General features: G+C 71.9%; 13 protein-coding genes. 3 read left to right on the top strand and 10 right to left on the bottom strand.

All coding sequences use genetic code 11. The features are described 5' to 3' along the window. Nucleotides 1-91: 91 nt before the first annotated feature. A complete protein-coding gene (locus BUE48_RS15335) occupies nucleotides 92-919 on the bottom strand; it encodes a class I SAM-dependent methyltransferase (protein WP_286990234.1) in 828 nt (275 codons plus the stop codon). 235 nt (nucleotides 920-1,154) lie between these two features. Beyond that, nucleotides 1,155-2,579, bottom strand: a complete 1,425-nt coding sequence (glnA, locus tag BUE48_RS15330; RefSeq protein WP_012853428.1) for a type I glutamate--ammonia ligase — start codon at nucleotides 2,577-2,579, stop codon at nucleotides 1,155-1,157. A gap of 251 nt (nucleotides 2,580-2,830) precedes the next feature. Between glnA and BUE48_RS15325 the strand changes: the two genes are divergently transcribed. Continuing rightward, nucleotides 2,831-3,313 carry an RDD family protein gene (locus tag BUE48_RS15325; RefSeq protein WP_012853427.1) on the top strand — a complete coding sequence of 161 codons (483 nt, stop codon included), beginning with the start codon at nucleotides 2,831-2,833 and terminating at the stop codon, nucleotides 3,311-3,313. Between the two features lie 65 nt (nucleotides 3,314-3,378). On the opposite strand, the gene BUE48_RS15320 is transcribed toward BUE48_RS15325, so the two are convergent. Both BUE48_RS15320 and lipA read right to left on the bottom strand, forming a co-directional pair. Next, nucleotides 3,379-4,071, bottom strand: a complete 693-nt coding sequence (locus BUE48_RS15320) for a DUF4191 domain-containing protein (protein WP_012853426.1) — start codon at nucleotides 4,069-4,071, stop codon at nucleotides 3,379-3,381. Nucleotides 4,072-4,107: 36 nt separating this feature from the next. After that, entirely contained in the window at nucleotides 4,108-5,034 is a 927-nt protein-coding gene (lipA, locus tag BUE48_RS15315) for a lipoyl synthase (protein ID WP_041439825.1), read from the bottom strand. Nucleotides 5,035-5,086: 52 nt separating this feature from the next. On the opposite strand from lipA, the gene BUE48_RS15310 reads away from it, so the two are divergent. Both BUE48_RS15310 and BUE48_RS15305 read left to right on the top strand, forming a co-directional pair. Then, entirely contained in the window at nucleotides 5,087-5,416 is a 330-nt protein-coding gene (locus BUE48_RS15310; protein WP_012853424.1) for a YbjQ family protein, read from the top strand. 142 nt (nucleotides 5,417-5,558) lie between these two features. After that, a complete protein-coding gene (locus tag BUE48_RS15305) occupies nucleotides 5,559-6,074 on the top strand; it encodes a YfbM family protein (RefSeq protein ID WP_286990230.1) in 516 nt (171 codons plus the stop codon). Nucleotides 6,075-6,087: 13 nt separating this feature from the next. Here the strand turns inward: BUE48_RS15305 and lipB are convergent, their stop codons facing one another. The 6 genes from lipB to BUE48_RS15275 all read right to left on the bottom strand — a co-directional run bounded on the left by lipB (nucleotide 6,088) and on the right by BUE48_RS15275 (nucleotide 13,233). Continuing rightward, nucleotides 6,088-6,756, bottom strand: coding sequence for a lipoyl(octanoyl) transferase LipB (gene lipB, locus BUE48_RS15300; protein WP_041441966.1), 669 nt, complete (start codon nucleotides 6,754-6,756; stop codon nucleotides 6,088-6,090). A gap of 134 nt (nucleotides 6,757-6,890) precedes the next feature. Then, entirely contained in the window at nucleotides 6,891-7,628 is a 738-nt protein-coding gene (locus tag BUE48_RS15295) for a Type 1 glutamine amidotransferase-like domain-containing protein (protein ID WP_012853421.1), read from the bottom strand. 91 nt (nucleotides 7,629-7,719) lie between these two features. Beyond that, the gene (locus BUE48_RS15290; RefSeq protein WP_012853420.1) at nucleotides 7,720-8,613 is read right to left on the bottom strand and encodes a TIGR01777 family oxidoreductase; all 894 of its coding nucleotides are present in this window, start codon (nucleotides 8,611-8,613) and stop codon (nucleotides 7,720-7,722) included. Between the two features lie 102 nt (nucleotides 8,614-8,715). Continuing rightward, the gene (sucB, locus tag BUE48_RS15285) at nucleotides 8,716-10,188 is read right to left on the bottom strand and encodes a 2-oxoglutarate dehydrogenase, E2 component, dihydrolipoamide succinyltransferase (RefSeq protein ID WP_012853419.1); all 1,473 of its coding nucleotides are present in this window, start codon (nucleotides 10,186-10,188) and stop codon (nucleotides 8,716-8,718) included. Nucleotides 10,189-10,225: 37 nt separating this feature from the next. Continuing rightward, nucleotides 10,226-11,617 (bottom strand): dihydrolipoyl dehydrogenase, encoded by a 1,392-nt coding sequence (gene lpdA, locus BUE48_RS15280; protein ID WP_012853418.1) that lies wholly within the window; start codon nucleotides 11,615-11,617, stop codon nucleotides 10,226-10,228. A gap of 113 nt (nucleotides 11,618-11,730) precedes the next feature. Beyond that, entirely contained in the window at nucleotides 11,731-13,233 is a 1,503-nt protein-coding gene (locus BUE48_RS15275; RefSeq protein WP_041439820.1) for a leucyl aminopeptidase, read from the bottom strand. Nucleotides 13,234-13,390: the final 157 nt, after the last annotated feature.

The raw sequence follows: 13,390 nt of genomic DNA, 5'->3' as shown, positions 1-13,390 counted from the left end.
TTGAGTAGTAGGCCCCCTCTGTGGCAGATGGGACTTATAGAGGATAAGGGGATACTTTTTCAGTCCCAGGTCGGGGTGAGATCCCGGCCGGTCAGGGCTCCCACCACAGGGTGCACAAAGTGCGTCCCTCGGTGCCGGGGAAACGCGGCCGGGCGGGGTCGACGCCCAGCTCGCGCAACGCTTCGGCGACCTGTGCGGTGCGCTCGGGCGGCAGGAAGAGCCGCCGCCGCACCCGGTCGGCCAGCGCGCTCAGATCCGGGTAGCGCCCCCAGCCGCCCCGATCCGTCCACCGTTCGATCCGCGGGTCCACTCCGGCCGCCCGCAGCGCGGCCAGCGCGTCGTCGGCGGTCGGACCGTCCGGGCGGACCAGGCCGTGGAATCTCTCCCACAGCGGGTTGAGGGCGTGCAGCGGGTGCCGGGCGGGGATCTCCACGACCACCCGCCGCCGCGCCCGCGCGGTCAGCGCCGCCGCGAACGGTCCCAGATCGGCGACGCCGTACAGCACGTGATGACAGACCACCACGTCGGCCGGGGCGACCTCGGCCGCGACGTCCGGCCAGCGGCCGCGCACCGTCTCCACCCGCACACCCAGATGCCTGCCACTGGCCCGCAGCGCCTCGAGCAGGTGCTCCTCGGGGTCCACGCCCACGATCAGCCCCGCGCGGCCCGCCAGGGGCAATGAGGCCCCGCCGGCACCGCATCCCACATCCAGCACCGTGCCGCCCTCCGGCAGGGCCTGCACGGCGCGCTCATGGGAGCGGCTGCCCGGGGGAAGATCCACCTCGTCCATGCCGCGCACCACGGTGGCCGGGCGCGGCGCCGGCCCGCCGCCCGGGGAACGCAGGTGCCCGGGCGGCCGCCAGGCTTCCACCGCGGCCCGCCAGCGGGCCAGCGGATCGCTGAGAGCGGTTGCGTCCATGACCGCATCAGACCACGGTCCGCCCTCGGGGTGACGGCGCCCCGCCGCTGAGCGGCCGGGACGAGACCCATCCCACCTGTGCGCCGCTCCGTTGAGCGGTGCGGCGCGCGCCACCGCCTTGACGCCGAACGACGCCGAAAACGGCAGGGGCGCCGACCGGATACCCGGCCGGCGCCCCTGGCGCCGTGGTCTCACCGCCCTCCGAGCGGCTGCAGGCCGCCGCGGGAGGAGTGGATCACACGTCGTAGTAGAGCTCGAACTCGTGCGGGTGCGGACGCAGGCGCAGCGGGTCCAGCTCGTTCTCGCGCTTGTAGGAGATCCAGGTCTGGATCAGGTCCTCGGTGAAGACGCCGCCCTCCAGCAGGAACTCGTGGTCGGCCTCCAGGGCGTTGAGCACGGCCTCCAGCGAGCCGGGGACCTGCGGGATGGCGCGGGCCTCCTCCGGCGGCAGCTCGTAGAGGTCCTTGTCGATCGGCTCCGGCGGCTCGATCTTGTTCTTGATGCCGTCGATGCCGGCCATCAGCATCGCCGAGAAGGCCAGGTACGGGTTGCAGGAGGGGTCCGGCACCCGGAACTCGATCCGCTTGGCCTTGGGGTTGGAGCCGGTGATCGGCACCCGGATGCAGGCCGAGCGGTTGCGCTGCGAGTACACCAGGTTGACCGGGGCCTCATAGCCCGGCACCAGGCGGTGGTAGGAGTTGACGGTCGGGTTGGTGAAGGCCAGCAGCGCCGGGGCGTGCTTGAGCAGGCCGCCGATGTACCAGCGGGCGATGTCCGACAGCCCCGCGTAGCCGACCTCGTCGTAGAACAGCGGCGAGCCGTCCTTCCACAGCGACTGGTGGCAGTGCATGCCCGAGCCGTTGTCACCGAAGATCGGCTTGGGCATGAAGGTCACGGTCTTGCCGGCCGCCCGCGCGGTGTTCTTGACGACGTACTTGTAGAGCATCAGGTTGTCGGCGGTGCGCAGCATCTCGCCGAAGCGGAAGTCGATCTCCGCCTGGCCGGCGGTGCCGACCTCGTGGTGCTGCATCTCCACCTGGATGCCCACCTTGAGCAGGTTGACCACCATCTCCGAGCGCAGGTCGGTGTAGTGGTCCATCGGCGGGACGGGGAAGTAGCCGCCCTTGTAGGGGGGCTTGGCGCCCAGGTTGCCGCCGTCCTCCTCACGACCGGTGTTCCAAGCGCCCTCGATCGAGTCGAGGTAGTAGTACCCGGCGTTCTGCTTGGTCTCGAACCGGACGTCGTCGAAGATGTAGAACTCGGCCTCCGGGCCGAAGTACGCGGTGTCGGCGATGCCGGTGCTCTTGAGGTAGTCCTGAGCCTTCTTGGCGACGTTGCGCGGGTCGCGGGTGTAGGGCTCCCCGGTCAGCGGGTCGTGCACGAAGAACGTGATGTTGAGGGTCTTGTGCTGACGGAAGGGGTCCACCACCGCGGTGCTCACGTCCGGCAGCAGCAGCATGTCGGACTCGTGGATCTCCTGGAAGCCGCGGATGGAGGACCCGTCGAACATCAGGCCCTCGGTGAAGACGCTCTCGCTGAAGTTCGAAGCGGGGAACGTGAAGTGCTGCACCGTGCCCGGCAGGTCCACGAACCTGCAGTCGACGAACTCGATGCCTTCGGATTCTATGAAGCTCAGGACCTCGCCGGCGCTGCTGAACATCCAACCTCCTTGGGGCGCTTTCTGCATCTGGAACGCTAGGACCTGGCCGTTTCCCTGTCGTGTCCCAAATGTTTCGCGTGTGTTACGCATCGTGCACTGCTGTGACATGCCGCGCTCGCAGGCCGACGACCTACCCCTTCGTCACCGTCCGAACACCCCTTCGGACGCTGCGTGCGGCATCGGGAGAAGACCGGCGTAAGGGGCCGCGCCCGGCGTCGGAGGGCGGGCCGGGCAGCGGATACCGTTGAGCCATGAGCAGTGGCAGGCAGGCGGCCGGCGGGCCGCGATGGACGCAGACCTGGCTGAGCGGGGCGCGCTCGGCCGGTGCGGATCTGGGCTATCCGGGGCAGCGGCTGGGCCTTCCCGAAGAGGGCCCCACCGCGATCGCCGGCTACGGCCGCCGGCTGGTCGCCCTGTTCATCGACTGGGGGGCGTGCCTGGTGGTCTCCTCGTTCCTGACCCGCGCGCTGGAGCTGGCCCCGCAGGACCGCAGCCTGCTGACGCTGGCGCTGTTCGGCCTGCAGTCGCTGGTGCTGACCGCCACGATCGGGATGACGCTGGGCAAGCGGCTGTGCGGCATCCGCATCGTCCGGCTGGACGGCCGCCCGATCGGGCCGCTGTGGGCGCTGGTGCGCACCCTGCTGTTGCTGGCCGTCGTCCCGGCCCTGCTGTGGGACCGCGACCACCGGGGCCTGCACGACCGGGCCGCCAACACCGCCGTGGTCAACATCTGAGACCCCGCGGAAAACACGACGCCACCGCGCCGAGCGCGGTGGCGTCGTCACGTTCTCGAAGGGTTTCAGCGCATCCTGGGCTTGGGACCCTTGGGCATGCGCACGTTGCGCGGGATGGGGCCCTTGGGCATCTGCATCCGCTGCGGCAGCGCCCGCAGCCGGTCGTTGAGCTGGGCGACCTGCGCCTTGTTGAGGTTGCGCGGCAGCTTCATCAGGTGCCGCTGCAGCTTGGTGAGCGGCACCTGCCCCTCTTCATCGCCGACCTGCACGTCGTAGATGGGAACCTGCTGGGCGGCGCGGGCGATGTGCTTCTTTTCCGCCCCGAGCAGCTGCCCCACCCGGCTGCGCGGCCCCTCGGAGACCAGGATCACCCCCGGGCGGCCGACCACCCGGTGCACCATGTCCAGGTTGCGGTTGCCGCGCACCGCCTCGCTGACCGTCCAGTTGCCGCGCATCGACTTCAGCACCGCCGCGGCCGCTCCCGGCTGCCCGGCGAGCATCTTGAACTGGACGCGCTGGGCCATCTGGCCGAACACGACCATCCCCACCAGCACCGCGAACAACACGCCGAGCGGAACGAAGAACCACAGCCCGCCGAAGATCAGCCCGATCGCCACGAACAGCAGCAGCGTGCCCAGCACGGCGCCGCAGACGATCGGCAGCGCCTTGGGATCCGCCTTCCGCAGGACCTGGGCGACCATGCGGATCTGCTTGAGGCGGCCGGGGCTCTTGCCCGATTCCGTGGCGTTGTTCGACATGTCCCTCAGGATAGTCGCGTCATCGGGGGCCTTCGGCTACCGGCGGGCCGCGATGGCCTGCTGGTAGAGACGGCCGGCGCGGTAGCTGGAGCGCACCAGCGGCCCGGACATCACCCCGGCGAAGCCGATCTGCTCGGCCTCGGCCTTGAGCTCGATGAACTCCTCCGGCTTGACCCACCGCTCGACCGGGTGGTGGCGCGGTGAGGGCCGCAGGTACTGGGTGATGGTGACCAGCTCGCACCCGGCCGCGTGCAGGTCGCGCAGCGCCTGGGAGACCTCCTGGCGGGTCTCGCCCAGCCCCAGGATCAGGTTGGACTTGGTGACCAGCCCCGCCTCCCGGGCCCTGGTGATGACCTCCAGGGACCGCTCGTAGCGGAACGCCGGGCGGATGCGCTTGAAGATGCGCGGCACCGTCTCCACGTTGTGCGCCAGCACCTCCGGCCGCGCTTCGAACACCTGGGCCAGCAGCGACGGCACCGCGTTGAAGTCGGGGATGAGCAGCTCCACCCCGCAGCCGGGCACCGCCCGGTGGATCTGCCGCACCGTCTCGGCGTACAGCCAAGCCCCCTGGTCGGGCAGGTCGTCGCGGGCCACGCCGGTCACCGTGGCATAGCGCAGCCCCATCGCGGCCACCGACTCGGCCACCCGGCGCGGCTCGTCGGGGTCGTAGGCGGCGGGCTTGCCGGTGTCGATCTGGCAGAAGTCGCAGCGCCGGGTGCACTGGTCGCCGCCGATCAGGAAGGTGGCCTCACGGTCCTCCCAGCATTCGTAGATGTTGGGGCAGCCGGCCTCCTGGCACACCGTGTGCAGGCCCTCGTCCTTGACCAGCTTGGTCAGCTCGCGGTACTGCGGGCCGGTCTTCAGGCGCGTTTTGATCCACGGCGGCTTGCGCTCGATCGGGGTCTGGCTGTTTCGGGCTTCTATGCGGAGGAGCCTGCGCCCCTCTGGGGTCACCGTGGTCACCCCTCTAATGTACGTGCCGGCCGATGCCCCCCGACCCGTCATGGGAGTCAGCATGATCGTGAGCACCATGAACGACCTGCCCGGCTATGAGGTGACCGAGGTGCTCGGCGATGTGTTCGGGCTGACCGTCCTCGTGCGGACGCCCTCGTCGCAGATCGAGGCCGGGCTGCGCACCTTCTTCGGCGGCGGCGAGGCCCGCGGGCTGTCCAAGGAGCTGCACGACGGCCGGCTGGAGGCGCGCCGGCGGCTGATCGAGGCGGCCGAGGAGCTGGGCGCCGACGCGGTGCTGGCGATGCGCTTTGAGACCAGCGAGCTGCGCGACAACGGCCTGGAGATCTGCGCCTACGGCACCGCCGTCAAGGCGCGCCGCCGGGCCTCGTAAGGATCTTCGTAACGATTCGGAACGCCGAAGCAGTGCAAACAGGCACAGATCGCCGCGTTCGTGACAATCGCCGCTGCCGGTCTCCCTAAGGTGGTGACTCCCTGTTGCCCGTTACCGATGAGTTAGGTGAAGGAGCCGTCCCGTGGGCCTGGCGATGTCGTACCTCAGGCTGCCCCCGTCGCTTGAGGGCCGGCGGGATCCGGACGGGATCGCCCAGCTGGTGTTCGGCCGGCCCGACTGGCGCCGCCGCCATCCGGCCGACCGGATCGCCGATGTGGGCGGCGCCTGGCAGGCACTGCATTACCTGATCACCGGCGACCCCTGGGACGGCCGCCCGCCCGAGGGCGACGTGGTGTGCGGCGGCCGGCTGCTGACCGAGGACGGCACCGGCGAGCTGGGCATGGACGTGATCTACCTGCCGCCCGAGCGGGTCCGCCCGGTCGCCGAACTGCTGGCCGAGGTCCCGTTCGGGATGCTGGCCGAGCGCTTCGATGCGGCCGCGATGGCCGCCGCCGGGGTGCAGGACGCCGACCGGATGGACGCCGATGCGTGCGAGCGGGTGCTGCGCCCCGCCTACGAACGGCTCACCCGGCTGTTCGGCGCGGCGGCGGCCGACGGCCAGGCCGTCTACAAGACGATGGCTCCCCACGCCCGCTGAAGAAGGGCGGGGCTCAGCCCTCCAGCTGGGCCGGTGTGCGGTGCAGGATCTCCCGCGCGCCCAGCACCTCTGCCAGGTGCCGCTCCACCAGCGGCACGACCTCCTGGACCGGCACCCGCCGCCCCAGCTCCAGGCTGAGCGAGGTGGAACCCACATCGCGGATGCCGCACGGCACGATGCGGTCGAACCACGACATGTCGCAGTCGCAGTTGATCATGAAGCCGTGCATGGTCACCCCGCGCGAGACCCGCACGCCGATCGAGCCGATCTTGCGGTCGGGGGTGCCGGGCACCCACAGGCCCCGCCGGCCCTCCACGGTGATCGTCTCCAGGCCCAGCTCGGCGCAGACCCGCATCATCATGATCTCCAGCTTGCGGACGTAGGCGATCACGTCCACCGGGTCGGGCAGCCGGACGATCGGGTAGCCGGTCAGCTGTCCCGGCCCGTGCCAGGTGATCTTGCCGCCGCGGTCCACGTCGATCACCGGGGCGCCGGGATCGGTGACCGGCCGGTCCATGGGGGTGGTGCGCTTGCCGGCGGTGTAGACCGGCTGGTGCTCCAGCAGCAGCGCGGTGTCGGGGATCAGCCCGGCGATCCGCCGCTCCTGGGTGCGCCGTTGCAGCTCCCAGGCGGTCTGGTAGGGGACGGCCCGCTCGCCGAACCCCACGTGGACGATGACCAGCTCACCATTGCGCGTCGCCGCGGCCCCGGTGTCGCCTGCCGCCGCTCCGCTCGCCTCGAGTACGTCTGTCACAGCGACCAGCCTACGACCGGGCCCGTCGCCGATCGGCCGGTGCCGCGGATCTCGCCGGACGCTCAGGAACCCGACAGCAGCCGCGGTTCGATCACCATCTCCTTGACGCCGCCGGAGCCGTCCGGCTCGATGCCGTAGGCGCGGCCCTGTTCGCGGTAGGAGACCGCCTGCACCAGCTCGGTGCCCACATAGTGCAGCCCGACGCCCTCATCGGCGGCGTACCCGGCGGGCAGCAGGCCCTCGCCCACCGAGCGGTGCAGCAGCGGCCGCCGCTGCGGATCGCTGTCGTAGTGGACGCCGCACGAGTACGGCACAAAGCCCAGCCCGTCGGTCAGCGGGCGCAGCCGCGGCCCGAAGGAGTCGGTGTTGCCGCCCACGTGCCAGCACAGCGCCCCGGCGCTCTGCCCGGCCAGGACCACCCCCTCCTGCCAGGCCTCGCGCAGGATCTCCACCAGGCCGTGCAGCCGCCACAGCGCCAGCAGGTTGGCGACGCTGCCGCCGAACACATACAGCAGGTCCTGGCTGAGGATGTGGGAGCGCACATCGGCGACGTTGGGCATCGGGAACAGCGCCAGATGGCTGACCTCGGCGTCCAGCCTGGACAGCGCCGCATAGCCGCGGGCGATGTGCTCCGAGCCGTCTCCCTGCGCGGTGGCCAGGAAGCACACCCGGGGCCGGTCCTGCCCGGTCAGGTCGAGCGCGTACCGCAGCAGCGGGCTGGGGGACAGCCCGTACCGGTCGTCGGGGATGAACGTCCCCCCGCCGATGGCGAGGATGTGCGGCTGTCCGTCAGTGCTCATCTCGTCGGCCTCTTCTCTGCGGCTGTGTCACCTCACCCGTCACCGTAGGACCACTGGTGTTGTCAGGGCGTGACTTTGGCCAACCTTGACCTCAGGGCCCGGACAGCTCCGCGCGCAGGGCTTCGCTCAGCACGGGATGAGTGAAGGAGAACCCGGCTTCCAGCAGCCGGCGCGGCATCACCCGCTGGCTGACGAAGACGCCCTCCTCGGCGAAACCGCCCAGGGCGATCTTCAGCGGCAGCTTGGGCACCACCCAGGGCGCGGGACGGCGCACCGCCTCGGCCAGCGCCCGGGTGTACTCGGCGTTGGTGACCGGGTGGGGCGCGGTCAGGTTCACCGGCCCCGACAGCCGCCCCTCGATGAGGAAACGCAGCGCGGCCACCTGGTCGGTCAGCGAGATCCAGCTCATCCACTGCCGTCCCGAGCCCAGCCGCCCGCCCAGGCCCAGCCGGAACAGCGGCAGCAGCCTGGCCAGCATCCCGCCCCGGCGGCTGAGCACCACGCCGGTGCGCGGCAGCACCACCCGGATCCCGGCGTCGGCGGCCGGCTGCGTCGCGGCCTCCCAATCGGCCACCAGCTGCGCCAGGAAACCGGCGCCCTGAGGGGAGTCTTCGTCGGCCTCCCGGTCGCCGGTGTCGCCGTAGTAGCCGATGGCCGACCCGCACACCAGCACCTTGGGCCGGTCGGCCAGGCCGGCCAGCGCGGCGGCGATGGTGCGCGTGCCGTTCACCCGGCTGTCGCGGATCAGCTGCTTGTAGGCGCGGTTCCAGCGCCGGTCGCCGATGCCGGCCCCGGCCAGGTGCACCACCGCGTCGGCGCCCTCCAGCGCCGCGGTCTCCACCCGCCCGCCGGGCTCCCAGCGCGCCTCCGCGGGGCCGCGCGGCTGCCGCCGGACCAGCCGCAGCACCCGGTGCCCGTCGCTTTCCAGGCTTTGCGCCAGCGCGCCGCCGATCAGCCCGGACGCCCCCGTGATCGCGACCTTCATGACCCCACCCTAATCGCGGCGGCCCCCTCCAGACGGGAAGGACCCCGCCGCCTCCGCGCCGGGAGACGGACGGGGTCCTGCGGATGCGCGTGGACGCGCAGGTCACAGACCGAGCTCGGCCTCGAAGTTGCCCTCTTCCAGGCGCTGCTTGACGGTGCCCAGGAAACGGGCGGCGTCGGCGCCGTCGATCAGCCGGTGGTCGTAGGTCAGCGCCAGGTAGACCATCGAGCGGACCGCGATGACCTCGCCGAGGTTCGGGTCGTCGATGACCGCCGGGCGCTTGACGACCGCGCCGGTGCCGAGCATGGCGACCTGCGGCTGGTTGAGGATCGGGGTGTCGAACAGCGCGCCGCGGCTGCCGGTGTTGGTGATGGTGAACGTGCCGCCGGTCAGCTCGTCCGGGCTCACCTTGTTGGTGCGGGTGCGCTCGGCCAGGTCGGCGATGCGCTGGGCCAGGCCGGCCAGGTTGAGCTGCCCGGCGTTGTGGATGACCGGCACCATCAGGCCGCGGTCGGGCACGTCCACCGCGATGCCGAGGTTCTCCACGTCGTGGTAGGTGACCTCGTTGGTCTCGCTGTTGATGACCGCGTTCAGCTTGGGGTGGACCTTGAGGGCCTCGACCGCGGCCAGCGCGAAGAACGGCAGGAACGACAGCTTGACGCCCTCGCGGGCGGCGAAGTCGTCCTTGGCCCGCTCCCGCAGCCGCGCGATCTTGGTGACGTCCGCCTCGACCACGGTGGTCAGCTGGGCGGACACCTGCAGCGACTCCACCATCCGGCGGGCGATGGTCTGCCGGATCCGCGACATCTTCTCGGTCTTGCCGCGCAGCTGCAGCGCCTCGGGCGAGGGAACGGCCGGCGCCGGGGCGGCCGGGGCCTGCGGCGCGGCGGGAGCCTGGGGAGCCGCCGGAGCCGGGGCGGCCTGCTGGGCGGCCTGCTTGGCCTTGGCGGCCTCCAGCACGTCCTGCTTGCGGATGCGGCCGCCGACGCCGGTGCCCTTGATCTGGCTGAGGTCCACGCCGTGCTCGGCGGCCAGCTTGCGCACCAGCGGCGTGACGTAAGGGGCCTCCGCGGCCGGGGCGGGGGCCTGCGGCTGCGGCGCCGGGGCGGGCGTTTCGGCCTGCGGTTCGGGAGCCGGAGCCGGCTGCGGCGGGGCCTGCGGAGCCGGAGCCGGGGCCGGTGCGGGAGCCGGGGGCGGCGCCGGGGCGGCCGACTGCGCGGGCGGCGGCCAGGACGCCGGCGGCGGCGACTGCGGCTGGGCCGGGGCGGCCGGCGGCTCGGGCTGCGCCTGCGGCTGCGGTTGCGGCGCGGCGGCCGGGGCGGCGGCGGAGACCTCCTCCTCAGAGGAGATGATCGCCAGTTCGGCGCCGACCTCCACGGTCTCGTCCTCGGCGACGGAGATCTTGGTCAGGATGCCCGAGGCAGGCGAAGGGATCTCGGTGTCGACCTTGTCGGTCGACACTTCGAGAAGCGGCTCGTCCGTCGCGACGTGCTCACCCTCCTTCTTCAGCCAGCGGGTGACGGTGCCCTCGGTCACGCTCTCGCCGAGCTGGGGCATGGTGACGGAGACCGGCATGGCTCTCAGCGACTCCTTCGGAATATGTGCGGGCGGATCAGCCGTGCACGTGCAGTGGCTTGCCGGCGAGCGCCAGGTGTGCCTCGCCGACCGCCTCGGACTGGGTTGGGTGGGGATGTATCAGCTGGGCGACCTCGCTGGGAAGGGCCTCCCAGTTGTAGATGAGCTGGCCCTCGGTGATGAGTTCGCCTACCCGGGCTCCCACCATGTGGATGCCGAGCACCCGGCCGCCCCGTTCGGCGATCACCTTGACCTCGCCCTGTGTTCCCAGGATCTTACTCTTCGGATTCCCAGCAAGATCATATGTAACCTGCATGATTTGATGGCCGCGTTCGGCGGCTTGTGCGGAGGTCAGCCCCACGGAGGCCACCTCCGGGTCGCAGTAGGCGATGCGGGGCACCCCGTCGTAGTCGATGGGGGCCGGGGACAGGCCGCCGAGCCGTTCGGCGACCAAGATGCCCTCGGCGAAGCCCACGTGCGCCAGCTGCGGGGTGGCGATCAGGTCGCCGACCGCGCTGATGGTGGGCACCGAGGTGCGGCAGTAGCGGTCCACCTCGACGAAACCGCGCTCGGTGCGCACCCCGGCCTCGGCCAGGCCCAGGCCGGCCGAGCACGGGGCGCGGCCGACCGCCACCAGCAGCAGCTCCGCCGCCAGCGTCCGGCCGCCGGCCAAAGTGACCGTCACGCCGGTTTCGGTGGTCTTGACGCCCTCCACGCGGGCGCCGAGCTCAAAAGCGATGCCGCGTTTGCGGAAGGCGCGTTCCAGCCGCCGGGAGCTGGAGGGCTCCTCCATCGGCAGCAGGTGCGGCAGCGCCTCGACGATGGTCACCTCGGCGCCGAACGAGCGCCAGATGCTGGCGAACTCCACGCCGATCACGCCGCCGCCCAGCACGATCACCGAGGCGGGCACCCGCTGCAGCGTCAGCGCCTGGTCGCTGAAGATCACCCGCTCGCCGTCGACCGGCAGGCCGGGCAGTGAGCGGGGCGCCGAGCCGGTGGCCAGCACCAGGTGGCGGCCCTCGCAGCGGACCGGGCCGGCCGGCGTGGCGACCTGGACGGCGGTCGGCCCCGCCAGCCGGCCCTCGCCTTCGACGATCGTGACGCCCTTGGCGCGCAGCAGCCCGGTCAGCCCCTTGACGGTGCCGGAGACCACCTTGTCCTTGTAGGCGTGCACCGCGGGCATGTCCACGCCTTCGAAGGAGGCCCGCACTCCGAACCGGGCGGCCCGGCGGGCGGTCTCGGCGACCTCTGCGGCGTGCAGCAGCGCCTTGGTCGGGATGCAGCCCCGGTTCAGGCAGGTGCCGCCGAGGGTGTCCCGTTCGATGAGGGCCACCCGCATGCCGAGTTCCGCAGCGCGCAGGGCGCAGGCGTACCCCCCGCTGCCGCCTCCCAGGACGACGACGTCGAAGGGGCCGCCGCTGTCGACCAACTGAACGCTCCTTGGGTGATGCGTGGTGTCCGGCTCCCGCTGCGGCGCGCAGGCCACAGGGAAAGCTTTTCACTTTTTCCGGCTCGGCACCTGTGGAAACGCGGCGAAGAGGGTCACAGCGTTCCCGCGGCGACCTCCTCGGCGATCTGCACCAGGGTGCGGGTGGCGGCGCCGGTCCCGCCCTTGGGGACCTCGCCGTAGGGCTCGCCCTTGTTGAAGGCCGGGCCGGCGATGTCCAGGTGCGCCCACTTGACGCCCTCGGGGACGAACTCCTTGAGGAAGATGCCCGCCACCAGCATGCCGCCCCAGCGCTCGCCGCTGATGTTGGCGATGTCGGCCACCGCCGACTCCAGCCCCTTGCGCAGCTCCGCCGGCAGCGGCATGGGCCAGGCGGCCTCGCCGGCGCGGGTGGCGGCGGCCACCACCTTCTCGCGGACCTCGTCGTCGTTGGCCATCACCCCGCAGGTGCGGGTGCCCAGCGCCACCAGCTGCGCACCGGTCAGCGTGGCGACGTCCACCAGCAGGTCGGGGGAGTCCTCGCCGGAGCGCACCAGCGCGTCGGCCATGACCAGCCGGCCCTCGGCGTCGGTGTTGAGCACCTCCACGGTCTTGCCGCCGTAGACGGTGAGCACGTCGGAGGGCCGCTGGGCGGTGCCGCTGGGCATGTTCTCCGCCAGCGGCAGGTAGCCGATCACGTTGACCTTGGGCTTGAGCAGCGCGATGGCGCGCAGCGCGCCCAGCACCGCGCCCGCCCCGCCCATGTCGGACTTCATCCAGTCCATGGCCTCGGACGGCTTGAGCGACAGGCCGCCGGTGTCGAAGGTGATCCCCTTGCCCACGAACACCACCGTCTTGGCGGCCTCGGGGTGGGAGTAGGCCAGCCGCACCAGCCGGGGCGGGCGGGCCGAGCCCTGCCCGACGCCCACGATGCCGCCGTAGCCGCCCTCCGCCAGCGCCTTTTCGTCGAGGATCTCCACCCCCAGGCCGACCTCGCCGGCCACCTTCGCGGCGATCTGGGCCAGATCGTCCGGGCCCAGGTCCGAGGGCGGGGTGTTGACCAGGTCGCGCACCAGCGTCACCGAGGAGGCCAGCGTCCGCGCCCGCTCCAGGGCCTGCTCGCCGTCCTCGACCGGGCCGCCGGTGGCCACGGTCAGCTCCGCGACCGGCTTTTTGTGCTCGCCGGTGCGGTACTTGCCGAAGGAGTAGTTGCCCAGCAACGCGCCCAGCGCCACCGCGCCGACCTCCTCGGCCGTGCCCGCCGGCAGTGCGAGGGCCACCTTGGCCGAGCCGGCCAGCGCGCGCACCGCCGCGCCCGAGGCGCGCCGCAGCGCATCGGCGCCGGTCTCCTCCCCGAGCCCGGCCGCCACCAGGACGGGCGCGGGCAGCGTGCCCAGCGTGGGCAGCTTGGTGATCTCACCGGCCTTGCCGGTGGCGCCCAGCGCCTGCAGCGCCGTCGCCAGCCTGCCGCCGAAGGCCCGGTCGATGTCGTGGGCGCCGTCGGCCAGCCGGGGCGGGGCGCCGTCCGACGAGTCGGAGCCGCCGGGCGCGATCCCGATGACGATCGCGTCGACTTCCAGGGCGGACGGGGCTGTGCTGGTAAGACTGATGGTCGTCACGCAATCTGATGCTAGTGCCCTGGCCGACCGCTTTCGTTCTGTTGATCGACTCGCCTTGGAGTTCCTCGACCGGCCGGCCGGGCCGTGACCGGTCCCGGCCGAGGAGTTCGCCGTTGCGGAGCGGGCCGGGCCCATCGCGCTCCCCCGGAACGCCGAC

Source organism: Thermomonospora sp. CIF 1 (assembly GCF_001896795.1).
Taxonomy (GTDB): domain Bacteria; phylum Actinomycetota; class Actinomycetes; order Streptosporangiales; family Streptosporangiaceae; genus Thermomonospora; species Thermomonospora curvata.
This window is presented reverse-complemented; position numbering and strand designations above follow the sequence as displayed.